This window comes from Hyphomicrobium sp. (genome assembly GCF_035687085.1).
GTDB lineage: Bacteria > Pseudomonadota > Alphaproteobacteria > Rhizobiales > Hyphomicrobiaceae > Hyphomicrobium_B.
Genome location: NZ_DASRYS010000012.1, coordinates 223,164 through 246,980 on the forward strand (window position 1 = coordinate 223,164; position 23,817 = coordinate 246,980).

16 protein-coding genes are annotated in these 23,817 nt (G+C 60.6%); 9 read left to right on the forward strand and 7 right to left on the reverse strand.

Going from position 1 to position 23,817, the window contains the following annotated elements; genetic code table 11:
- Nucleotides 1–733 precede the first annotated feature (733 nt).
- From VFG26_RS10355 to VFG26_RS10370, 4 genes are all read left to right on the forward strand, one after another.
- Complete coding sequence (locus VFG26_RS10355; RefSeq protein WP_325024948.1) at nucleotides 734–1,417, forward strand: TetR/AcrR family transcriptional regulator; 684 nt, start codon at nucleotides 734–736, stop codon at nucleotides 1,415–1,417.
- Nucleotides 1,414–2,628, forward strand: coding sequence for an efflux RND transporter periplasmic adaptor subunit (locus VFG26_RS10360; RefSeq protein ID WP_325024950.1), 1,215 nt, complete (start codon nucleotides 1,414–1,416; stop codon nucleotides 2,626–2,628). The genes VFG26_RS10355 and VFG26_RS10360 overlap by 4 nt, the downstream gene beginning before the upstream one ends.
- Complete coding sequence (locus tag VFG26_RS10365; protein ID WP_325024952.1) at nucleotides 2,628–5,765, forward strand: efflux RND transporter permease subunit; 3,138 nt, start codon at nucleotides 2,628–2,630, stop codon at nucleotides 5,763–5,765. Before VFG26_RS10360 ends, VFG26_RS10365 begins: the two co-directional genes overlap by 1 nt.
- A 93-nt stretch (nucleotides 5,766–5,858) precedes the next feature.
- Nucleotides 5,859–7,022 carry a tellurite resistance TerB family protein gene (locus VFG26_RS10370; RefSeq protein ID WP_325024954.1) on the forward strand — a complete coding sequence of 388 codons (1,164 nt, stop codon included), beginning with the start codon at nucleotides 5,859–5,861 and terminating at the stop codon, nucleotides 7,020–7,022.
- Between the two features lie 88 nt (nucleotides 7,023–7,110).
- Here the strand turns inward: VFG26_RS10370 and VFG26_RS10375 are convergent, their stop codons facing one another.
- The 3 genes from VFG26_RS10375 to VFG26_RS10385 are packed head-to-tail and all read right to left on the reverse strand — an operon-like array spanning nucleotide 7,111 to nucleotide 10,083.
- Nucleotides 7,111–8,211 (reverse strand): HlyD family secretion protein, encoded by a 1,101-nt coding sequence (locus tag VFG26_RS10375; RefSeq protein WP_325024956.1) that lies wholly within the window; start codon nucleotides 8,209–8,211, stop codon nucleotides 7,111–7,113.
- Nucleotides 8,204–8,956 (reverse strand): ABC transporter ATP-binding protein, encoded by a 753-nt coding sequence (locus VFG26_RS10380; RefSeq protein WP_325024958.1) that lies wholly within the window; start codon nucleotides 8,954–8,956, stop codon nucleotides 8,204–8,206. Before VFG26_RS10380 ends, VFG26_RS10375 begins: the two co-directional genes overlap by 8 nt.
- Entirely contained in the window at nucleotides 8,953–10,083 is a 1,131-nt protein-coding gene (locus VFG26_RS10385; RefSeq protein WP_325024959.1) for an ABC transporter permease, read from the reverse strand. Before VFG26_RS10385 ends, VFG26_RS10380 begins: the two co-directional genes overlap by 4 nt.
- 360 nt (nucleotides 10,084–10,443) lie before the next feature.
- Between VFG26_RS10385 and VFG26_RS10390 the strand changes: the two genes are divergently transcribed.
- The gene (locus tag VFG26_RS10390) at nucleotides 10,444–11,118 is read left to right on the forward strand and encodes a DUF2147 domain-containing protein (protein ID WP_325024961.1); all 675 of its coding nucleotides are present in this window, start codon (nucleotides 10,444–10,446) and stop codon (nucleotides 11,116–11,118) included.
- A 106-nt stretch (nucleotides 11,119–11,224) separates the two neighbouring features.
- Here VFG26_RS10390 and VFG26_RS10395 read toward each other — a convergent pair whose 3' ends face one another.
- Nucleotides 11,225–12,115 carry an alpha/beta hydrolase gene (locus tag VFG26_RS10395; protein WP_325024963.1) on the reverse strand — a complete coding sequence of 297 codons (891 nt, stop codon included), beginning with the start codon at nucleotides 12,113–12,115 and terminating at the stop codon, nucleotides 11,225–11,227.
- A gap of 495 nt (nucleotides 12,116–12,610) precedes the next feature.
- Here VFG26_RS10395 and VFG26_RS10400 point away from each other — a divergent pair, with 495 nt between their 5' ends.
- The 3 genes from VFG26_RS10400 to VFG26_RS10410 all read left to right on the forward strand — a co-directional run bounded on the left by VFG26_RS10400 (nucleotide 12,611) and on the right by VFG26_RS10410 (nucleotide 15,132).
- Complete coding sequence (locus VFG26_RS10400) at nucleotides 12,611–14,422, forward strand: hypothetical protein (protein WP_325024965.1); 1,812 nt, start codon at nucleotides 12,611–12,613, stop codon at nucleotides 14,420–14,422.
- A gap of 185 nt (nucleotides 14,423–14,607) precedes the next feature.
- The gene (locus VFG26_RS10405) at nucleotides 14,608–14,784 is read left to right on the forward strand and encodes a hypothetical protein (RefSeq protein WP_325024966.1); all 177 of its coding nucleotides are present in this window, start codon (nucleotides 14,608–14,610) and stop codon (nucleotides 14,782–14,784) included.
- Nucleotides 14,785–14,898: 114 nt separating this feature from the next.
- Nucleotides 14,899–15,132, forward strand: a complete 234-nt coding sequence (locus VFG26_RS10410; RefSeq protein ID WP_325024968.1) for a hypothetical protein — start codon at nucleotides 14,899–14,901, stop codon at nucleotides 15,130–15,132.
- On the opposite strand, the gene pabB is transcribed toward VFG26_RS10410, so the two are convergent.
- The 3 genes from pabB to VFG26_RS10425 form a co-directional block, all read right to left on the reverse strand.
- The gene (gene pabB / locus VFG26_RS10415; protein ID WP_325024970.1) at nucleotides 15,109–17,001 is read right to left on the reverse strand and encodes an aminodeoxychorismate synthase component I; all 1,893 of its coding nucleotides are present in this window, start codon (nucleotides 16,999–17,001) and stop codon (nucleotides 15,109–15,111) included. The genes VFG26_RS10410 and pabB overlap by 24 nt on opposite strands.
- 92 nt (nucleotides 17,002–17,093) lie before the next feature.
- Complete coding sequence (locus tag VFG26_RS10420; RefSeq protein ID WP_325024971.1) at nucleotides 17,094–20,237, reverse strand: multidrug efflux RND transporter permease subunit; 3,144 nt, start codon at nucleotides 20,235–20,237, stop codon at nucleotides 17,094–17,096.
- A gap of 3 nt (nucleotides 20,238–20,240) precedes the next feature.
- Complete coding sequence (locus tag VFG26_RS10425) at nucleotides 20,241–21,425, reverse strand: efflux RND transporter periplasmic adaptor subunit (protein ID WP_325024973.1); 1,185 nt, start codon at nucleotides 21,423–21,425, stop codon at nucleotides 20,241–20,243.
- Nucleotides 21,426–21,948: 523 nt separating this feature from the next.
- On the opposite strand from VFG26_RS10425, the gene VFG26_RS10430 reads away from it, so the two are divergent.
- Nucleotides 21,949–23,805, forward strand: coding sequence for a CHASE3 domain-containing protein (locus VFG26_RS10430; RefSeq protein ID WP_325024975.1), 1,857 nt, complete (start codon nucleotides 21,949–21,951; stop codon nucleotides 23,803–23,805).
- Nucleotides 23,806–23,817: the final 12 nt, after the last annotated feature.

A 23,817-nucleotide genomic window follows, 5' to 3' on the forward strand; every position in this document is an offset into this window, starting at 1 on the left:
GCGAATTGGCGCGCAAAGGTGCGAGCCATTCCTAAACTTGGCCCGAGCTTCGCAAATTGGGCCCGAGCGCAAGACACCGAAGAGCGTTGCCTTAGCGGCCCGGCCGGAACCTTGTGCATTTTCACGGGCACCCCTTGCGCACCTTGATGGGCGTGAGGCTTTTCAATCTCACCTTGCGAGAGATCGCATCGCCGCCTCGACATTCGGCGTTTTGCGAATCCGGCATCGCGAAAAGTGCGCTATAGACAAGCAGGACAGACGTCTCGCGCGCATCCGGTTACCGGCGCGGCGCTTTTTTTTCCGAGGCACGATTTTTATTCGATGCATTTATTGTCGTTGCGTATTTCGAACCTATTTCAAAGGGCGCCCGTTATGAGGCGAACCACACTTTCGAGAATATAAACCGATCTTGCAGAGTGTGCGCGGCGGCCATCCGGCAAGCACCTGCGCAGCTTTCGTAGTTTGCAAGACGGAGAGATCCGCCCGGCCTCCGGTTCGGGCGGTCAAGAGAGGAGCGGTGGGCTGCGGGACCTACTGCTCCTCTTTTTTCGCGAAGCTTCTTTCGATCATCGGCTGTTGGACCGCTGGGAAATTCCGGACGTGGCTGAGTTGCGCCAGCCACTCTCGAAATATTTTCCAAAACGAACACCTGTTCGCCTTGCCATTTCCGCAATCTCCCCCCAAACAGAATGCCCATTCGTTTATCTCTTCTCCGGACGGGCCATCTGCAGCCATGCCAAAGCTGAAACCAGACACGCAGCGCGCGCGGCGAGAGCACATCCTCGACGCAGCTCTTCGATGCTTCTCTGAAGGTGGATTTCACGCCACCACGATGCAGACGATCTGCCGGGAAGCCGAAGTGAGCCCGGGCGCTCTCTACGTCTATTTCGACAGCAAAGAAGCTCTGATTGCCGGTCTATGCGAACGGGACAGGGCGGAGTTTGCGGAGCGGTTCGCTGCGCTCGCGGAAGCGCCCGATTTTCTCGAGGCTCTCTCCGAGATCGGGGAGCATTATCTCGTCGATCAGGGCCCGGAGAAGCAGCGCTTCGCCATCGAGATGGGCATTGAGGCGACGCGCAATCCGCGCATCGCCGAAATCTTCATGAGCGTCGACAAATTCTGCTCGGACAACTTCGAAGCCTTGTTCAGGCGTCTTCAAGATGAAGGTCGCATTGCGCCCTCGACCGACATCGAGACGCTGGTGAGCGTCTTCAATATCATCGGCGATGGAATGTTCTGGCGACGCGCCATCTATCCTCACGACGATATGCGCCCCGTGCTGCCTGTCGTGATCGGCCTCATCGGCAGCTTGCTCAATCCAACGAAGCATCCAGCCAACCGCGCGGCCGCGAAGACGACAGCGGCAAACCGGAAAGCTTCCATCTCAAAGATCTCCGCACGCGAGGCACGCCGATGACGCTCAGAAGGCTTTTCGCGGGCATGCTCGTGGTGGGCGTGGTCGCCGGAGGCGGCTATATCTACCTGCAAAAGAAGCACACGGCGCAGGTGCAGGCCGAGAGGCTGGCAGCTGCAAAGCCGGTCGCGGCTCCGGCCGTTACCGTTTCGAAAGTTGCAATTGAGAACTTCGTCGAGACGGCCGCCGTGTCCGGCTCGCTGGTCCCGCGCGAGGAGATCCTCGTTTCACCCGAGGTCGACGGCCTGCGCGTTCTCGAGCTTCTTGTGGACGAAGGCGACAAGGTCAAAAAAGGCCAGGTTCTCGCGCGTCTCGTTGCGGAGCAGCTCGATGCGCAGCTGGCGCAGAACGACGCGAACCTGGCGCGGTCGGACGCTGCCATTGCGCAGGCCGAGAGCCAGATCGTGCAATCGGAGGCGCAGTCCAAAGAGGCCGCCGCACAATTGGAACGTGCTGTTCCCTTGAAGCAATCGGGATATCTCTCGGGGGCCACATACGATCAGCGTGAAAGTGCTGCGCATACGACGGCCGCACAGCTCATCGCCGCGCGCGACGGGCTTCGTGCCGCGAAAGCGGAAAAGGCGCAAGTTGAGGCGCAACGCCGTGAGCTCTTGTGGCGCCGGCAAAACACGGAAGTGACCGCGCCTGCCGACGGCGTCATCAGCCGCCGCATGGGACGCATCGGCGGAATGGCATCCGCTGTCGGCGAGCCGATGTTTCGCATCATTCAGAACGGCGAAATCGAGCTCGATGCCGAGATCGTTGAAACCGAGTTGCGGAAGGTGAAGGTCGGCCAGAAAGCCATCGTCACCGTCCCGGAGAACGGCGACTTCGAAGGAACGGTTCGCCTCGTCTCGCCCGAAGTCGACAAGGCGACGCGCCTCGGCCGCGTGAAGATCTTTCTTGGGGTCAACCCGGCGCTGCGCATCGGCTCCTACGCCCGCGGACGCATTGAGACAGCGTCGAGCCGCGGGCTCGCGGTGCCGGCTTCCGCCGTCGCCTTCGATCACGGAGTGCAATCCGTACAAGTCGTCAGGAACGACGCCGTTCAAAAGCTGCCGGTCACGGTCGGTCTCGTTACCGGCGATCTTATCGAAATCAAAAATGGCGTCGATGCGGGAGATCTCGTCGTCACACGTGCCGGCACCTTCCTCCGGGACGGAGACATCGTGCGCCCTATCATGCCCGAAGCGCGGCTGAGTGAGGCGAGATAATGCGCATCAATATCTCTGCCTGGGCGATCCGCCAGCCCGTCCCTTCGATTGTGCTCTTCGCGGTGCTGCTGCTGCTCGGCGCGCTGAGCTTCAAATCCATGCCCGTCACGCGTTTCCCCAACATCGACATTCCGATCGTGTCGGTGAAGGTTACGCAGTCGGGCGCTGCGCCGGCCGAACTCGAAACGCAGGTGACGAAAGTCATCGAAGACGTCGTCGCCAACATTACCGGCGTCAAGCACATTACCTCGACGCTCACTGATGGACTGTCTGCGACGGTCCTCGAATTCCGGCTCGGAATAGACACCGACCGCGCGTTGAACGACGTCCGTGACGCCGTTGCGAAAATTCGTGCCGATCTTCCACTCACGATCGATGAACCCATCATCGAACGGGTCGACGTGGAAGGGCAAGCGATCCTGTCGTTTGCTGCGACGTCTCCCGGCATGACGCTCGAAGAGCTTTCATGGCACGTGGACGACGTCATCAAGCGCAAGCTGCAGGCAACGAAAGGCGTCGGCCGCGTCGAGCGCTATGGTGGTGTGGACAGAGAGATCCGCATCAATCTCGATCCCGATAAGCTTCTCGCCTATGGCATCACCGCGGCGGAGGTGAACAGGCAGGTTCGCGCCACCAACGTCGATCTGGGTTCGGGCCGCGGCGAAGTCGGCAGCCAGGAACAAGCGATCCGCACTCTTGCCGGCGCGCGGCAGGTTGCGGCTTTGGCCGATGCGAAGATCATTCTCGCGGGCGGGCGCGAAGTGCGCCTTAAGGATCTCGGCCGTGTCATCGATGATGCCAGTGAGCAGCGCTCGTTTGGGCGCTTGAACGGTCAGCCCGTGGTATCGTTCTCGGTTTTCCGCACGAAGGGCACAAGCGATCTTGCCGTGGCGGACGCCGTCAACGCCTCGCTTAAAAGCCTCGAAGCGGAATACCCGCAGGTCAAGCTGACCAAGATTGACGATGCCGTGGCCTACACGCGCGGCAACTATGTTGCGGCCATGGAGACGCTGGTCGAGGGCGCTGTTCTCGCGGTGCTCGTCGTCTTCGTCTTCCTGCGAAACTGGCGCGCGACAGCGATCGCCGCCATTGCCTTGCCGCTCGCCGCGATACCCACGTTCTGGGCGATGAGTTCGCTCGGCTTTTCGCTCAATCTCGTCAGCCTGCTCGGCATTACGCTCGCGACAGGCATCCTCGTCGACGATGCGATCGTCGAGATCGAAAACATCGTGCGCCACATGCACATGGGGAAATCGCCCTATCGTGCCGCGCTCGAAGCCGCAGACGAGATCGGCCTCGCCGTTATCGCCATCACGTTCACGATCGTCGCGATTTTCGCGCCCGTGTCATTCATGGGCGGCATCGCGGGTCAGTACTTCCGACAGTTCGGCATGACAGTTGCCGTGGCGGTGCTGGTGTCACTGTTGGTCGCCCGTCTCATAACACCCATGATGGCCGCCTACCTCATGCGGCCCATTCCGGAAAAGCCGCACGTTGATGGCGTGATCATGCGCGCTTACACGCGGTTTCTTTCGGCGACGCTGCGCTGGCGCTATGTCACGCTCGTCTCCGGCGTCGCGCTTTTCTCGGCTTCCATTTATGCGACGACGTTGCTTCCGACCGGCTTCCTCCCCGATGAGGACACTTCCCGTGTCGTCGTCTCCGTCGAGCTGCCATCGGGAACACAGCTGTCGGAAACGCTTGCGAAGACCGATGAGGTCGTGAAGTCGCTGCGGAGCATTCCGGAAGTCTCCCAGGTTTTCGTACTCGGGGGCACAAGCCCCACCGGCCAGCTCGAGATACGCCGCGCAGCGCTCTTCGTGCAGCTCGTTCCGAAGAACGAGCGCAAGCTCACCCAAAAGCAGCTGAAGTCCATCATCGCTGCGAAAATTTCCGACGTTCCCGACATGCGCGCCTGGTACGTGAACGAGCGGGGCGAGCGCGAGCTCTCGTTCTCCCTGCTGTCTCGCGATGGCGATGATCTCAACGTTGCGACGGGTAAGATCGAGACGGCATTGCGCAGCGTTCCGGGGTTCCGCAACGTTGCAGCTTCCGGCTCCACAGAGCGGCCCGAAATCCGCATCGTTCCGCGCCTTGATGTTGCCGCGCGCCTCGGCGTTGCGCCCGATCAGATTGCGGAAGCCATTCGCGTGGCAACGATCGGTGATGCGGGCTTCAACCTCGCCAAATTTACGATCGGCGACCGGCAAATTCCGATCCGCGTACAGCTTGAGGAAAGCACGCGTGCAGACCTCAAGCAGATCGAGCAGTTGCGCGTGACCAACGCCAACGGCAAAGCCATTCCGTTGACGGCCGTCGCGACTGTCGAGTTCGGGCGCGGACCTGCATCCGTCGAACGCTTCGATCGCCTGCGGCGCTCGGTGATCGGCGTCGATCTCGATCGCGGCGTTGCTATGAGCACCGCGCGCGATCGGTTCCTCGAAGTTGTCAACGGATTGGATCTGCCCAAGTCGGTGATCTTGCAGCCCTCGGGCGACGCCGAGGTTCAAGACGAAGTTGCCGACGGCTTCATCACGGCCATGGGAACCGGCATCTTGATCGTGCTCGGGCTTTTGATCTTGCTCTTCGGCAGCATCTTCCAGCCGATCACGATTCTTCTGTCGTTGCCGCTCTCGTTCGGTGGTGTCGTGCTAGCTCTGCTTGCCACCAACAATCCGATCAGCATGCCGGTCTATATCGGCCTGCTGATGTTGATGGGCATCGTCACGAAGAACGCGATCATGCTTGTCGATTTCGCGATCGAGGAGATTGCCGCGGGCGTGGACCGCGCCACGGCGATTATCGATGCTGGACGTAAGCGGGCGCGACCCATCATCATGACGACGCTCGCCATGGCGGCCGGCATGCTTCCCAGCGCCTTTGCGCTTGGCGACGGCGGTGAATTCCGCGCGCCAATGGCGATCGCTGTCATTGGCGGGCTGCTCGTTTCAACGCTGCTGTCTCTGGTATTCGTGCCGTCCTTCTTCACGGTGATGGACGATCTCGGGAACCTCATGCAGCGCATTTTCGGCCGCTTCATCGGTCCGCGCGATGAGCCGCCTGGGAATGAGCACCCGGCATCGGGCAAAGCGGCGGATGCTTCTGGCAAACGTCCGCTGCCGCTCGCGGCGGAATAATTTCGAAAGGATTGATCGGTCGTCGGATTGTGCTGGCCACGGCGCGTTCCTACGTTCCAGCCCGAGCGGCTGCAACAGAAGGAGCCCCCTCACATGTTCGACGCCAAATCCATACTTGAAGGTATTGTTCGCGGCGCGGCACCCGCGAGTGCATCAACTCCACCGCAACCCAACGGCAACAACGCGCCAGCCGGCGGCAGCATTGGAGATATTTTGAATGACATTCTTCGCAATGCAGGCGCCGGAGGCCAGAGCGCGCAAAGCGGAACGAGCAGCGGCGGCGTAGGCGATATCCTAGGTCAAATCAGCCGAAGCCTGACGCAGGCGCAATCGAAATCGCCATCACCGGCTGAGCCTGGGCAGCCCGCGCAAACGAGTTCCCCAGACTTCGGCAGCATCCTCGGTCAGATCAGAGACAGTCTGAGCGGGGCAGGCGGTTCGGCGTCCGGCGGCAGCAGCATCGGCGAGATCTTGAGCCGCGTCTTCACGCAAGCCACGGAAGGCGTGAAGGAGGGTTCGCAGCGCATCGGGCAGGAGACCGGTGCGAGCGAGGCTCTCGGCCGGCTCGCGTCGGACCCGCAGACAGGGCCGATGCTCGAAAAACTGAAAGGCCTCATCCAAAACAATCCCGAGGCGTCGAGTGCGGCTGCCGGCGGGCTTGGCGGATTGTTGCTCGGCACGCGCACAGGCCGGTCGGTTGCGACGAGCGCGGCGAAGCTCGGCGCCCTCGCGATGATCGGCGGTCTCGCCTACAAGGCCATCCAAAACTACCAAAAAGGCGCGCCGCTGCTCTCAGGCGACCAGTCAGATGAGGAGCGCAGAGCCCAGGGCGTCCGGCTAACAGACGGCGGAATGGCCACTGAGCCGCCTCCGGCCGGTTCAGGTTTCGAGCCAGCAGCGATGACGAATGAGGCAGCAGTTCATTATCTGCAAGCCATGATCGCCGCCGCCTACGCTGACGGCCGCCTCGACCCGAACGAGCGGCAGGGGATCGTGTCCAGTCTCAAAGGGGCAGGTCTCGACAGCGAGTCCGAAGCGTTCTTGTCACGCGAACTCGATCATCCACATTCCGTCGAAGAACTGGCCGCGTCCGTGGAAACACCACAGGAAGCGATCCAGCTCTACACGATGGCCCGGTTGGCGGTTGCCGATAACTCTCCGGCCGAGGACCGGTTTTTGTCTTCGCTGTCGCGGGAGCTTGGGCTTGATCCGCAGCTCGCGGCCCAAATCGACTCGACGGCGTTGGCGGCGGCCTGACCCGGCATTTCCCCTTAGCGGCATCGCAAAACGAAAAGGGCGCCCGCGGCAATCGCGGACGCCCTTTTTTACTGTGAGTCTTACTCGATCAGTTGGTCTTCGTGCCGCTCGATGCGTTGGCGGCCTGATCGAGCTTGAAGAAAGTATCGACGCGCATGCCCGTGAAAAGCGGCGGGCGATCGTCGAGCGAGACCATGACTTCCACGACTTCAACGTCGTTGGGACGGCGCGGACCACGCGTTGCGATGCGCGGCGCACCGAGCGACTGCGAGATCGAGGTCACGGTGCCTTCGAAGGTCTTGTCCGGGAAAGCATCTGCCTTCACGACGACACGCTGGCCGACGTGAACGCGAGCAGCGTCGCGTTCTTCGACTTCGGCGCGGAGGCGCAGGCTCGACATGTCGCCGAAGACCACGACGGCGCTTTCGGGCGACGGCACGGCCGTTTCACCGACGCGTCCCAGGACATTGAGGACGGTGCCGTCAGCGGGGGCGCGAATGCGCGTGCGCTCGAGCGCAAGCTCGGCCGAGGTCAGGTCCGAACGGGCGAGCGCCAGCGAGGATTCCAGACGCTGCTGCAGCGGCATGTTGGGCTGGGCGTTGACCTGAGCCAGCTTCGCCTTAGCGGCCGACAAAGCTGCTTCCTTGTCGGCGAGATCCTTGCGGGCCTTTTCGACCGCATCGGCGTCGCCGTTGTCCTTCTTTTGCGCGCGGTAGGCGGCGTCAAACGCCTCATGGGCGGCGAAAACGGCACGCTGCGCCTTGGCAACCGCGTCTTCAGCATTGCGGCGGTCGAGAGCAGGACCGGTCGCGGCTTCTTCAGCGCGTTCGCGCTCGCGCACGCTGGCTTCAGCGGCAGCAGCTGCGATCTTGTTGTAGTAGTCATCGTCGTCGAGGCGGATCAGCAGATCGCCGGCTTTTACTTGGTCGTTGGTGCTAACGAGGACCTCGGCAATCTTGCCGCCGACTTCGCTGGCGATGCGAACTTCACCGTCCTTCGGTTCGACGCGCGCGGTGGCGGATGCCGCCCATTGCGCAGCCGGGACGGCAGGATCCGCGTGCGCGGGGCCGGTGACGGCCGAGAACATCGTCTCGCTGTGCGTCAGGGAGTTGATGGCAAAACCACCCATGAGCGCCAACGCGCCGGCGGCCAGGATGGCCGTTACCGTGGGGTCAATCTTCTTAAGCATGCAGCTTGCGCCTCTTCGTCAAATCCGTGATTTCGGGGGAATCTATTCCTTCCGGCCGGCGTTCTTCGCCGACTATTCTTCCATCTTCGATGCGTACGACGCGATCGGCGTAGCCCAAGGTTCTCGGGTCATGCGTTACGGCCAGGACGCTGCGATGCTGCTCCTTCGCGATACGCGACAGGAGCGCCATCACGGCATGTCCGTTTTCGCTGTCGAGCGCGGCTGTCGGTTCGTCAGCGAGTACGATCGAGGGGGAACTTGCGATCGCGCGAGCGACCGCCACTCGCTGCTGTTCACCGCCGGACAGGTTGCGCGGGTAGTTGGTCAGGCGGTGGCCCAGACCCACTTCTCGCAGTACCTCTTCCGAGCGGCTCGTAGCAGCGAAACCTTTGACGCCTCTGACATCGAGAGCGATGCGCACGTTCTCGATGGCATTCAACGTCGGAAACAAGTTGTAGGACTGGAAGATGAAACCAAGGTGCTCGCGGCGCACCTTGGCCAGCGCTTCGGCGGACAGTCCATCAATCAGCGTATCGGCGATGCGGATGCTTCCCGACGTCGGCTTCATAATGCAACCGAGGATCGAGAGCAGCGTCGTCTTGCCGGAGCCCGAGGGCCCCATCAGCAGGGTCAGCTCGCCGGGAACCAGTTCAAGCGAGACGCCTTTGACGGCGACCACCAAGCCTGCCCCGGAGCCAAGCTCCTTGACGATATTGTCCGCTTGCATGACGGGGGTCGTTGTCATCTCGAAAACACCGTAGCCGGATCTATCTTCGTGACCTTGACGATGGCAGACAGCGCCGAGATCGCGCACATGAACAGCGTCAGCGCGAACAGCCAGAAGGCCAAGCCCGGCGTCATCACCAGCGGCAACGACGAATTCCTACTCAAGTAGAGTATCACTAGCGCAATTACCATGCCGAGCACGTAACCCATGATGGCGCTCAGGCCGGCTTGCGCCAGGATAACCTTATAAATGTAGCCTCTCGAGGACCCGAGCGCGCGCAGCGTTGCAAACTCGTGAATGTGGTCCTTCGTGCTGGAGTACAGCGTTTGAGCGACGATGACGGTTCCGACGAGGCTGCCGAGGATTGCGCCGCCGATGAGGGCCAAGCCGGCACCCGTGCGGAACAGCCACTGCTTCAAGCTACGGCTTTCGAACTCGTCCTTGGTCAGCACGTCGGCCGAATCCAAGCGCTTGGCGAGATCTTTCTGGACTTCCGTAATGTTGGCACCCGGCGCAAGCTTCACGAGCAAGAAGGTCGTCTTGTCGTCGTCAACACCCAGCAATTGCCGAGCTCGGCTGAGCGTCGTGTATGCGTACGGCGATTGTGTGAAGGAGCGTATGCCCTCAGTCAGTGCGCGGATCTTGACGCGGCCGGTCGCGGCCTGGGCAGTGTCGCCGATGCCATTGATGCCGAGCTCGTTCAGGTACGTGCGGTCGACCGCGATTGCGTCCGGCGCCTTGATGTCTTCGATGGAGCCTTCGACCAAACCCCACGGTAGGAGGCCCTGATCATCGAGGTTGCTGCCGATTAGGACGACGCGGGAGGAACCGCCCTCGGGCTTGCGCCATTCTGCGAACGCTACCACGAGCGGCAAAACGGTCTCGACGCCAGGAGTGGCAAGGGCCTGATGGCGTTCACGGTCTCCCAGCAGGAGACCGCCGTCCTCAAAGCTTTTGGCACCATAGGTGGTGACGATGAGATCAGCGTTCGACCGGGCGATGTTGGCGGTAATCATCCGGCTCGAGCCGAGGTAGAGACCGAGCTGCACGGCCACAAGGACGATCGAGAAAAGGATACCAATAAGCGTAACCGCCAGGCGAACGCGATCGTGCAACAAGTTACGAAGCGCGAGAGTAAAAACCATGTATCTGCCGGATCTCTTAGAATTGTTTCTAGTGGCCCTATGGCCTGCAAATGGCGCCTACTCCGCATCATACCGGTGCGCCTACGCAGGCTCATATAGCTTTAATGTATCGCTGCGACCACAGCCAAACGGCAAATTGGCCCGCGTCACGTTCCGCTCTCAGACTGTGCCAGAGGTTAATCAGAGGGATGATGAAGGTTCCGTCCCAATTATTAGCAGCGGCTTAACAAATTAGATCCAATGTTTTGCCGCTTTCGGGGCATAGGAGTAATAAACTTGGGTTCTCATCTGCGGTTTATTGTCATGCGTAGCTTCAATATTGTGAATTGTTCAACAGCTGCCCTCGTAGCCGCAACCTGTTTGCTGGGCGCGAGCATCGGACCCGCTCCGGCGGCCGCCGAGCCGAAAGAAGTGGGCGTCTGGTATGACGACAGCGGCAAAGGCGCCGTGAAGATCGAGATCTGCACACCGACCACGCTGTGCGGCAAGATCTATTGGCTGGAAGAGCCGATGGCCGCCGATGGGCAGCCGAAAGTCGACAGGTACAATCCCGAGCCGGAAATGCGCGAGCGTCCGATCTGCGGTCTGCCGGTGCTGGGCGACCTGAAACAGCTCTCTGGCGGCGGTTTCGACAACGGTTGGGTCTATGACCCCAAGGAAGGCAAATCCTACAGCGTGGCCCTGGATCTCGTTGGGCCCGACAAGCTCAAGGTGACGGGCTACAAGGGCATGCGCTTCTTGGGCAAGTCGTTCATTTGGACCCGCGCTCCGGCTGACCTGCCGTCGTGTGCTCCTGACGAGGCATCTGCCTCCCCAGGCTCTGGCGCCAGCACCGGCGCAGCCGGCGTCCCCGCCCACGCTCCAGCTGTGAAGAAGCAGGCCGCTGGAGCGACGAAGAAACCTGCGAAGACCACTTCTGCTGCTCCGAAGACCAAGACCGCCGAAGTCGCGGCGGCAGCTCACAAGAAGAAAAAGCCGCCTGAGAAAGCGGCGGCTACGCAGCCGAAGGCCCAATCGCCAGTGGCAGCGGACTAGCGCTCTCAAGTTACGACGGGCAGCTCACGAGATACGGAAACAGAAAAGGCGGCTCCAACTAGGTTGGTGCCGCCTTTTTCGCGATAGTGCCCTGCGAACGCTTCAGCTATTCAGCTGCGCCCAGTTGTTTCGAGCCTGTGGAAGCGGGCTTCTGGCTTGCGGCCTTGTCGGCCTGACGCGCAAGCACGCGCTCGACAAATTCCATTGTCCGCTCAACAACATAGTTGCGCTGACGGTCGAGCGTGACCAAGTGATAGCTATCGTCGAGCACCGATACTTCGACCATGCCGCCGAGCTGGCGCTGGAGTGCCATCGTGTTCTTGATGTCGCTCTGGTCGTCGTGGCGGGGATGGAAGATCAGCGTGTGAAGCTTCACGAGCGGCAACATCGGACGGACGTTGCGGACGAGGCAGAAGAATTCATAGACAGTGCCGCCGCCGCGCTCGGTAATGTCGGCCGGCATGTTATCGCTGCCGCGCATGGAATCGAGCGCGAAATTGCGTACGCGCTCATCCTTGATGCCATAGGGAGCCGGCGTGCGGAATTTGAAGAGCCGTGCCGTCCACTTGTCGGTGACAAGGTGAAACAGCTTGATCGCCTTCGGGATGGCCCAGCCGTTGACGGCAAGCGTCGGTGCGTAAAGCATCACGCCGCAGGCTTGGTCCTGCCGATACGCCGCAAGCCTCAAGGCCAGGATCGAGCCGGCCGAGGCGCCACCGATGATGATGTTATCGCAAACCGTACGCAGGTGGTCGAAAGCGTCGGATACCGACTTATACCAATCCTGCCACGTTGAAAGTCCAGAGACGTCCGTGCCGAAGGTGAGACCCGGAACAACGGGGCAATAAACGGTCATGCCCTTACGGGACAGCGCGTGGGCAACAGCCTTCATCTCCAGCGGTGATCCGCCCAGAGAGTGAACCAGCAGAACCCCCGATTTCCCGCCGGGAATATAGAGGCTCCCGCGGGGAGGCTGAAATTTTTCTTGGTTTTTCATTACCTACGTGAACTCGTTATTACCCTGTGGGACGCTATTACGCCGTGGGCGCCTCAGATGCCAACGCAACTTTGTCGCGTCGCCGCAGATTTGAGCTACTTTGCAGATACCCGCAGTTGAGATTTGGTTTGTGGAAGCTATTACGAAGTAGCTGAAAACGCCATACGTTTTGGTGTCAGGTTACTTACGATTGGTTAAGCTGGACGGAATGCCGCGCTGGTTTGCCGCGAAAGTGTTGCTGCATTGCGGCACAATTTCCTACGATCCCCGGAGAACTCTGGTTCTGCAGCATGCAGTTTTCCTTCGGCTAAAGGTTCCATTTCGAATCGCCGGCGCGCGATCCCAGCGACGAAGACGAGGCCCAAGTCGAGACTATCCAGCAACCCCTGGATTGCAGACACTGTTCCCACGAAATCGATGCTTTATACTTAAACCGCCGTTACCGGCCGCGTTCCGCGGGTTACACCGGTAGAATGTGCCGGGGACTGAGCTGAAGTGATCCATTCCTTGCGCCTGCCCGTTTCGCTGCTGACCGCCGCGGCCATTATGGTGTGTCAGGTTCCAATGCGCTTTGCTTTCGCCCAACCGGTCAGCCGGGCAGACTACGAAGCGTGCCAAGCTAAAGATGACTTCGCCCTCAAAGCCGCTGTCGTAACCATCGCAACCGACGCTCTCACAAATGGTACAAAGACGATCGATTACAAGGCGTTGGTTGCCGACCAATGGCGGCAGAGGAACCTTGATCAGATCATCGACAGCCGCGTTGATATCGCCGTTGCCGAGATAACGAGCGAAACGAGCTGGTCGGAACGTCTCCAGTCACTTGCCGACAGCGAAAAGTCACAACAGCTCGCCACAGCCGTCGCCGAACGGGTCTATCGCTCGGATGCCGTGAAAGCAGGCATCGAGGACCTCGCAACGGGAGTTGCAAGCGAAGTTGGCAAATCAATCGAGTTCGCGAGCGCGGATGCGACGGGGCCCCTCCTCGATTGCCTGAAGGCTTACGTCGGACCGCGTTATGGAAGCTCGGTCGCCGCAGCGCTTGCCAGCGATGCGAGCAAGGGCGTCGTGGTCGATCCGAGTAAAGGGGCCGGCGGCGTCTCGGCGGGTTCTGTGCTGAAGGAAACCGGCGGCGGACTTGCCGGGGCGACGATCCTCATCGTGCGACGTCAACTTGCCGGGCTCGCGCAGCGTGTCGGCCAACGGATCGTGGGCAGCGTTCTTTCGCGTCTTGTCTCGGCAGTGGCCGGTGGCGTTGGCCTCGTTCTCATTGCCAAGGATCTCTGGGACTTCCGCAACGGCGTGCTGCCGATCATCGCCACCGAGATGAAGGCACCGGCCACAAAGGAGAAGGTTCGCGAAGAGCTCGCAAACACTCTCCGTGAGCAGATGAACGAGCACGTTGCCGAGATTGCCAATGCCGCGGCTGACAATGTCATCGACGTCTGGCAGACCTTCAGGCGCGCGCACGCGCTCGTTCTGAGGATTGCGGACGAGAACGGGGAATTCCGAAAGTTCCTCGACGGGGTTCGGCCGGATGCCCTGCCGCGGCTCGATGAGGTGGTGTCGATCCTGGTCGCCTCGGAGGGTGAGCCGGCCATTCTCAATCGGCTACAGGATGGATCCCTGAACAATGCGGTGCACCTTATGCCCGAGAGCGGACTCCAGATCGCACGGGACCTGAAGTCGGTCGGCGCCGGCCTCGACTGGACGGGTCTCGCCGGCGACCAGATCGGAAGGGTGACCGAGTACGAGTTGCATAAGCGGATGTCGCCGAAGGATCTTACTCGAGCTTCCCTCGACCGGATACTTGCACTCAACGACCGGAGGGCGATCGTTCGGATTGCGAGCGTGCCGCCCGATGCGCGCGAGATGCTGTTCGCCCTTCAGCCCGGCGATCTCGACAGCCTGCTGAAATCGCTTTCGGAAGATGAGCTGCGCGCGCTCGCCGGTTATCTGTCGGGACTGAAGCCGGGGCCGCGGGAGAAGGTGTTGCGGGCCGTCTCAGCTGATCCTGCCAAGATGCAGGTGCTGGCCTCGCCGCGGGTTCGGGAGCGCATCATTGCCAGCAGCGATCAGGGGGCGGCCGCCGACATGATGCTTGCGCCGTCGGCCGGTTACTCCACGAAGGTTCTGGGAGACGACCTGAAGCTCGTCTGGGATGGCCGGGTGGCACCACTGTTGCTCTGGGACAAGCATCCGCAAGCCGTTATCGGAGCGGGACTTATCACATTGATCTTGTTGGCGTGGCTCGCCCGCCTGTTCCGGCCTCGGCGGGTGAAAAGCGCACCTGCCGGCAACACCTAAGTTGCAGGACAGGCGGCATGCGCACCTTCGTAGAGCGCCCCTCACCAAAAGCTTTCCACATGCAATCCAGCGCAGATGATCTCAACCGCCTCTGCTGGCTGCTATAAAGATTCGGCGGTTTGGGAACCCATGAGAGCAAGGGGGGCGAAATGCGCGTTCGGCTAAGAGCGGAGGGAGTGCACGACATGGGTTTGAAGGCGCCAAGCATTGTAACTTTCATGCTTTCGGTGATCCTAACCGTCATCGTCCTGACGTCCCAATTTTTCGGCGCAGAAATACCTTGGCTAACGGGACATGAATCTTGGGCGTTGCTTGCTTCCTATACGATCCTGATGCTCGGCTGCATGGTTCGCGGCATGTAATCTGGCGTGGCATTCAAAACGGGGTTTATCGCGATCTTGTTTTCTGAAGAAATGCTTCTTCTACTTACGATGTGCGCAGGTGTCGCGCGGCATCGGGCGGGCTAGAGAGTGGTCATGCTGCCGAGTACCGAAGAAGGCATGACGAAAGAGATTCCTCAGGTCTTTGCACGCCGCGCACGGCTTTCATCGAAAGCCATATTCACTGCGGTTGCTTTGACGCTGGCGGCGCTCATTGCGATGGCCATCGCCTCGCGTCGCGAGACGCAGACTTCCGTCAAAACCATCAGCCCCGTTACGCAATTGCCGGCCGAAAGTGACTCTCTCCTAGTCCCGGTGGTCTCCCACTAGCCGCGGCACCAGCGGCTCGGCTCGAATAAGTCCGCGAACGGAATTTCCCAAATAAATCGCATCCGCCTTGTTGACGTCGTCGATCGTCAAAGCGGCTTCCGATGCTCGGCCCTCGTCGACGAGCGCCGCCCGCAGCGTGCCCGGCAGAAGACCGGCCGCGAGCCGGGGCGTCAGAAGCTTGCCGTCGCGCTCGACGAAGACGGTCGTGCGGCTGCCTTCGGCGAGTTCGCCGTTCTCGTTGAGATAGATCACCTCGTCGGCGCCGAGGGTTTCGGAATAGTGCTTCCACTCCCGATCATAAAGCTCGCGGCGCGTCGTCTTGTGGTACAGGAACTGATCGCCGCTGTTCACGCGCGTGTCGGAGACCACGTACCGCATGACGGCATCCGCCGGGCTCTTTGGCTGAGGCGCTGTCGTGACCGTGACGGCGCCATCCTCGTCGAGCAGCAGGCGGACGCGCCGCCGCTCACCGGGCTGCTCGGCGATCGCCTTGTCGATGGCGTCCCTGACCTTCACCGGGTCATAGGCAAATCCGAAGTATGCCGCTGACGCTGCCAGCCGCGCCAAGTGATAACCCCGCAACCAGATGCCATCGCCCGGCTCATAGAGCATCGTCTCAATCAGTTCGAAGCGGCGAACGGGGTCGGTCAAGAACTTCATCTTGAGCAGGCACTCGGCATATTCTTTCGGGCCGTCGGAATCTGCGACGATCCCTGAGCCGATACCCATTTCACCCGCGCCGTTGCGGTCGATGACGGCCGTGCGGATGGCGACGTTGAACTGTGCCGAACCATCCGGCGATAAATTGCCGATGGCTCCGCAGTAGATGCCGCGCGCCTCGGTTTCAAGTTCGCGGATGAGTTCCATCGCCCGGATCTTGGGGGCGCCCGTGATGGAGCCCGGCGGGAAGATGGCCTTCAGAATATCTCTGATGCCGACACCATCCTTCAGGTGCGCGCGCACGCCTGATGTCATCTGATGGAGGGTCTTGAAGGTTTCGATCGTGAAGAGATCCGTGACGGTCACAGAACCGAGGTCGGCGATCCGCCCTAGGTCGTTGCGCATCAGGTCGACGATCATCAAATTCTCGGCGCGGTTTTTGACGTCCGTCGACAGGGTCTGGCGCACCTCTGCCTCTCCCTCGGGCGTGCCGGCGCGCGGTGCCGTTCCCTTCATGGGCCGGGTTTCGATGAGGTTGTCGTGCAGGTCGATGAAAAGTTCGGGCGACGCTGACAGAATAGTTGCATCGCCCGTGTCAACGAGACCCGCGTAGGCGACGCGCTGTTTCAGGCGCAGGTCACGATAGAGGGCGAGCGGCGAGCCCTGGAGATTGAACTTCGCCTTGAACGTGAGATTGAGCTGATAGATGTCGCCGCTGCGGATGTTCTTTTGAACTTCGTCGAAGCGCTTCAAATACGAAACGCTATCCCAGCTATGCGCAAGCTCACCCAGCGTTGGGTTGCCGATAGCCTCTTCGGTCAGCCATCCCTGCACCTCGGCTCCCGTCATTTCACGGGGGGCGGAATAGAGGCCAAACCAGAGCAAGGGCATTTTGCGCTGCTCAGGCAGCAGATGCGCGAGCCTTGGCTCGAGCAGGTAGCCAAGCTCGTAGGAGAAGAAGCCGGCGGCATGCAGGCCGCGTCCAATACCCGCCTGCAGCGCCGTTAGCGCGGCTTCGACATCTTCCGGAGCATCCGCGCGGATGATCTCGACGGGCTTTTCGAACAGCTTCGATACGGCATCAAGGCTCGTGCTGTTATCGAGCAGCACGAAACCTTCGGCGAGATTGGGCGACGCCGGCTTGGCGGAGCTTGCCTGGGAGGGGGTGGAAGCCGCCGTCCCTGATGTCTTTGAAGAAGAGGAATCCATGGGGCGCTTCTAGCGCGGCCGCATGCCGATTGCCACACCGTCCTCGCCGCGAACCGTGCGAGATTTCGCCCAGTACGGGCGAGCGCCCGCGGTCAATGTTCAGGCATCTTCTTCGCGGCCGGAGGCTTGCCGGTCAGGCCTTTCGCGCGTTCGCGGATGGTCTGGAAGACCACGTAGAGCATGGGGATTATGAAAATCCCGATGAGGCTGGCGGCGAGCATTCCCGCGAAGACCGGCGTTCCGACATCGCGCCTGCTGATCATTGCAGCGCCAGTTGCAATGACGAGCGGAAGGAGACCCAATACGAAGGCGATCGAAGTCATTATAACGGCGCGGAAGCGCATCTCGGCGCCAAGCACGGCGGCCTCCCGGATGGAGAAGCCTTCCTCGCGGCGCTCCTTGGCGAACTCGACTATTAGAATGCCATTCTTTGCTGCGAGCGCGATGAGCACGACGAGGCCGATCTGCGCATAGATGTCGAGCGACAGGCCGGCCATTTTTATGCCGGCGAACGCGCCCAGCACACCGACCGTCACCGAAAGGAGCACCGGGATAGGGATCGTCCAGCTTTCGTAAAGCCCGACGAGGAACAGGAATGCGAACAGAATCGCAAGCGCGAGAATGTAGGGCGTCTGCCCTTGCGATTGGTATTCCTGAAAGGCGGTGCCCGTCCATTCGAAGCTATACCCTGGCGGCAGTGTCTTGGCGGAAATGTTGGCCATCGCCTGTAAGGCCGTTCCTGATGACACGCCCGGCGCGGGCGAGCCGTTTATCGTGACCGAACGATAATTGTTGTACCGGGCGATCGTCTGGGGTCCGAGAATAGTCGATATGGTAGCAACCGAGCGCAACGGCACCATCTGGCCCGTCGCATTGCGCACGTAGATTTTCCAGATCGCGTCGATCTTATCGCGGTCGGCAATTTCACCCTGAAGATTGACCTGCCAAGTGCGTCCATAAAGATTGAAGTCGTTGACGTAGGTACCGCCGAGCGTCGACTGGAGGGCCGCGAAGATGTCGGCGATCTCCACGCCGAGCGCTTGGGCCTTTTCGCGATCTATGTCGAGGTAGATCGATGGGTTTGACGCGGTGAAGGTCGAGAAGACCCGCTGCAAGTCGGGACTCTGATTGGCAGCCGCGACGAGGCCTCGCATAACGCTGCCCATTGCGGCCGTGCTCGCTCCTTCGAGATTTTCAAGCTGATATTCGAAGCCGCCACTCGTTGAGAGGCCAATAATCGGCGGAACGTTGAAGGCACGGATTTGCGCGGTGCTGATTTGCTGCGCCGCCGCGGTGACTTTGGCGATCAAGGCCTGCGCCGAATCTTGCGGCTGCGTGCGGTCGGCGAACGGCTTCAGGCGTGCAACCATGAATGCCGAATTGGGCTGCGCGCCGCCATCCAAAATAGAGTAGCCGACGATCGCGATGATGTCTTGGATTTGCGGCATCGCCTGCAAGATGTCTTCAACTTGCGCGACGACTCCGACGGTGCGGTTGACTGATGCGCCGTCCGGCAGCTGAACGGATATGAAGAACGCACCTTGGTCCTCTTCCGGGATGAAGCCAGTCGGCGTGACCCGAGACAGCATGTAAATCCCGGCCGCGGAGGCAATGACAGCAATGATGCTGAAAAAGGAAATACGAACGAGACGGCGGACAATCGCCCCGTAGCCTGCGCGTACATGGTCGATCCCTCTGAGGAGGTATCCCATCAAGCCGCGCTTTTCGGTGCGTCGCAGGAAAATTGCGCAAAGCGCTGGCGAAAGCGTCAGCGCATTCAATGCGGATATGAGCATAGCTGCCGAGATCGTCACGGCGAACTGACGGAACAGCTCTCCCGTCAGCCCAGGTATGAAGGCAATAGGCACGAAGACTGACAGCAGCACGAGCGTTATGGCGATGACGGGTGCCGTGATCTCTCGCATCGCTTTTTTCGTTGCTTCTACGGGCGAAAGATTTGGCTCTTCCTCCATCACGCGCTCGACGTTTTCGACGACGACGATTGCATCATCGATGACGATGCCGATGGACAGCACGAGCGCCAACAGCGACACGGTGTTGGCGGAGTAGCCAAGGGAGATCATAACGGCGAACGCGCCTATGAGGCTCACCGGAACGGCAACGGCCGGGATGATGGTTGCGCGCAAGCTGCCGAGAAACAGATAGACGACGACGATCACGAGGACGAAGCCTTCGATCAACGTCCGTATGACTTCCTTGATCGTCTCATCGACGAACAGCGAGCTGTCATAAACGACCCGCGTTTTCAGCCCTTCGGGAAAGCGCTTCGACATGTCTGCCAAAGCCAGCCTGACGCGCTCTGCCGTTCTGACTGCATTGGCGCCTGGAGACAGATAGATCGCGATCGATACGCCCGGCTTGCCGTTCAACCGGCTTTCGGTATCGAGGCTTTGCGCCCCCATCTCGGTACGCGCCACGTCGCGTACGCGCAGCAACGAGCCGTCGGGATTGGCGCGAATAACGATATTGCTGAATTGCTCCGGGGTCTCGAGCCTTCCTTGCGTCTGCAGGTTCATTTGAAACTGCTGATCTGGCAACGCAGGTTGCGCGCCGATGCGGCCGATGGGCGCTTGGACATTCTGGGCTTGGATGGCCTTCACGACATCTGACGGCTGCAGCCCAAGGTTCGTCAATCGTTGCGCGTCGAACCAAATCCGCATTGAGTACTTCTGCACGCTCGACAAGCTGGCTTGCCCCACCCCTTCGGTGCGGGACAGACGATCAAGGACGTTGATCGCCGCGTAATTGGTTATGAAGAGCGGGTCCTGCTTGCCGGTTTCGGAATACAGAAAAACGTATTGCAGAATTGCCGACGACCGCTTCTGCGTGGTGACGCCCTGCTTCTGGACCTCTTGAGGAAGCCGGGAAAGCGCCGCCTGCACGCGGTTGTTCACGTTGACCGTATCAATGTCGGCGTCCGTACCCAGCGCGAAGGAAACTGTGAGGCCATAGCTGCCGTCGTTGCTGCTGTTCGACTTCATGTACAGCATCTTGTCGACGCCGATGACCTGGGCTTCGAGCGGTTGGGCCACCGATGATTCGACGACTTCCGCCGACGCGCCCGGATAGGTCGTCGTGACCTGAACCTGGGGCGGAACAAGATTTGGAAATTGCTCGAGTGGGATACGCGAGAGCGCCAGCAATCCCGCAATCGTCGTGATCAGGGCAATGACGATCGCGAGCCGCGGCCTGTCAATGAAAATGGCTGAAAACATTGCCTATTGACCGGTGGATTTGGTCGGATCGGGACCGGCCGGCTGCGGCTTCACTTTCATGTCGGGCCGGACGCGCTGAATGCCTTCGGACACCACCCTCTCACCTTCCTTCAGTCCGGCTGTCACCATTGCAAGGGCGGGCGTGGATTGACCCAATTGAATGCGCCGCTGAACCACGACGTCGTCTGGGCCGACCACGTAGACGTATTCGCCCTGCTGGTCGGACAGGACTGCCGCCCGCGGAATGGCCAAGGCGACGACTGGCTCGACACCTTCGATGAGCGCGGTGATGAATTCGCCGTCCAGGAGCGGGCGCGTTGTCACCTCACGGGGCTTGGGCGGCTTCGGGAGCGGGTTTGGAATATTACCGCGCACCAGGACCGTATCAGTATTGGTCGAGACGGTCGGATCGACGTAGTCGAGCTTGCCCTTTTCCGAATAGAGCGATCCATCGGGCAGACGAATTCGCAAGACGACCGCCTTGAAGCCGCCCTTGGGCACGTACAGCTTGCGCAGCTCTATGAACGTGGGAGCCGGCACAGGAAAGACGACGTACATCGGATCCTGGCTAACAATCGTCGTCAGTGTTCCTGAATTCGGGCCGACGATGTTGCCGGGTGTCACCGCCGTGCGCCCAATCTTGCCGGAGATCGGCGCGGTGATGGTGGTGTAACCGAGATTGATTTCGGCAGTTTTAAGTTGCGCTTCGGCGCCTAGGATTTGAGCTTCGTAGGCCTGCTGCTGCGCAAGAGCGCTGTCCACGCTCGATTGCTGACCCGCCGGACCCTTGAGCAACTGCTTGGCCCGCCCCGTGGTCAGCTCAGCATTTCGGAGGAGGGCCTTGTACTGGTTGATCGAGGCCTGCGCATTTTGCACCTGTGCCTCAAAGGGGGGACGTTCAAGCCGATAAAGCACGTCGCCTTTCTTGACTTCGGCGCCTTCTACGAATGCCCTTTCCTGCAACTCCGCCGTGACGCGGGCGACGATGTTGACCCTGTCGATCGCCTCGATACGGCCGATGAACTGCTGCACCTCAGTGACAGGTTTCTTTTCCGCTATCGTATACCCAATCACAGGCGGCCCGGCCGGCGCTTGGGCAGAAGCGGTTGCAGCGGCACATGCGAAAATGAGCGTCAGGCTAAGCGCCCGAAGCGCGCTGCGCCGGCAATGGGCATTTGGGGCTGTCATAGCTGCCTGCGAACGTTCAATGACTAACGCGCATTGGAAAATGCTAACGCAAAGCCATCAAAGGGGCAGCAAAGTCAAAATTCCTCCTTAGCGGAAAGGACTCATTTCTTGAGGCCTTTTCTTCGACTTTCATTGCGTGGGTTTACGGATTAATCACAACCAGGGCTCGCGCAGATTGGCTGCCTCAATGGCGGGCATATAGCTAAAATGAGATTGCAATTGTCCCGAAAGTCATCCTAGGAATTTGGATGTCCCGGATGAGCCCCATTTCGAAGTGCGCGATTGCCGTCGCGTGCATTCTTTTGAGCGCGTGCGAAGCGCAGGAGCGGAAGCTGCAATGCACTGATCCGATCATGACTGCCGAGTGCGGACGTCTTTTGAGCGCGTGTCAATCCGAGCGCCGGGCCGCAGATGGCGGGAACGCCAAGAGCGCCTCGCAGCTGATGACGGCCTGTCTCAGACGCTCATACGAGACCCGCTGCAATGCCATGTGTCAGATCGCGGAATAGGCGGCGGGGACTGAATGCCTGCACTCACCCATCCAATCAAGAAGAGGGTTCCGGAAGCATCGGCCCTCGCGCTGTTGCTCCTGACCTTACTGGCCGTGTGGCTCGGCTCCCGATTGGTCAACGAGGCCTCCTGGGTTCGCCATACGCTTGAGGTTCAGTCGAAGATTTCGGAAATTCGTGCCGACCTGCAGTCGACTGAAATCGCGCAGCGCAACTTCGTCCTGACCGGTGACGAAACGTTTCTCACGCCCTTCAGACGGCGGCGCTCCAAGCTCAATGCGGGGCTCGATAACCTTGCGCAAGTCGTCATCGACAATCCGAAGGAGCTCCTCGCATTAGCGTCTGCCCGGCCGCTCATCGAGCAGCGCCTAGCCGACGCGGATCGCGCCATTATCCTCCGGCAGGAAGGCAAGTTCGAAGAGGCTCGGGACCAGCTCCTCAGTAAGCAGAGTCTGGAACGCGCAGCTAAATTGAACGAATTTTTCACGGAGATGCTGGCTGAAGAGGAAAGGCTCGTTCAGATCAGGAGCTCGCATGCGCGAGAGACGAGCAAGGGCGCCGCGTTGGTTTTGGGATTGGGCCTGCTTGGGCTCGTGTATGCGCTTGGCGCTTGGATCCTCGGCGCCCGGCGCTCCGCCGCAGAACTCGCCCGGACGAATACCGAGTTGCGCCGCTCGATTGCCGACCGCGAGGCTGCCGAGCAGCAGGTCCGGCAAATGCAAAAGATGGAGGCTATCGGGCAGCTGACGGGAGGCATCGCTCACGACTTCAACAATATGCTTGCCGTCATTACGAGCGGCATCACGCTTGCGCAGCGCCGGATCGCGCGCGGCCAGGAGGGCGCGCCGGAGCTGCTCGAGGGCGCTCTTGATGGCGCGCGCCGGGCGGCGCGGCTCATCAGCCGCCTTCTCGCATTTTCTCGCCAACAGCCGCTCTCGCCCAAACCGCTCGATGCCAACCGATTCGTTTCCGGTATGTCGGAACTGGTCGCACGATCTCTCGGCGGATCCATCCGGATGGAGACCGTGCTCGGCGGCGGCCTTTGGCCTGTTTCAGTCGATGCTGCGCAACTCGAAGCGAGCATTCTCAATCTGTGCGTCAACGCACGCGATGCGATGCCGGACGGTGGCCGTCTTACGCTTGAGACCGCAAATTTCTATCTCGACGAGAGATACAGCGCTCTGCATCCGGGCGTGCCTCCCGGCCAATACGTGCTCATCGCCGTCACGGATACTGGCTTCGGTATGGACAAGGAGACGACTGAAAGGGCCTTCGAGCCGTTCTTCACGACCAAACCTGCGGGAAAGGGGACTGGGCTCGGTCTGCCGCAGGTTTACGGGTTCGTGAAGCAGTCAGGGGGCCATATCAAAATCTATTCCGAGCCCGGCCAGGGTACGACCGTCAAAATCTATCTCCCGCGGCACTGGGAAAACGCTCCCGCAGAAGTGGAAGGCCGCGCTCCGCCCCAGATCGTCCACGGCACCGAAACGGTGCTGGTTGTGGAGGACGATGCAAAGTTGCTGGAGCTGACTGCCGAAGGGCTGCGTGAAATGGGGTACAGCGTCGTGGCCGCTCCGCATGCGAATGACGCGCTCGCGTTCCTCGCAGGCGATGGGCACATCGATCTTCTGCTTACCGATATCGTGATGCCCGATATCAATGGACGGAAGCTCGCCGACCAGGCCCGGAATCTGCGGCCGGCACTCAAGGTTCTCTACATGACCGGCTTCACGCGAAACGCCATCGTGCACAACGGCATCCTTGACGTCGGCGTTCACCTGCTTGCCAAGCCATTCACCCTCGAAGAACTTTCACAGAAAGTTCGCGAGGCGCTGAATACGGTCGTGGTCGAAACCGCACCGCGCAACTGAGACGCTTATCGC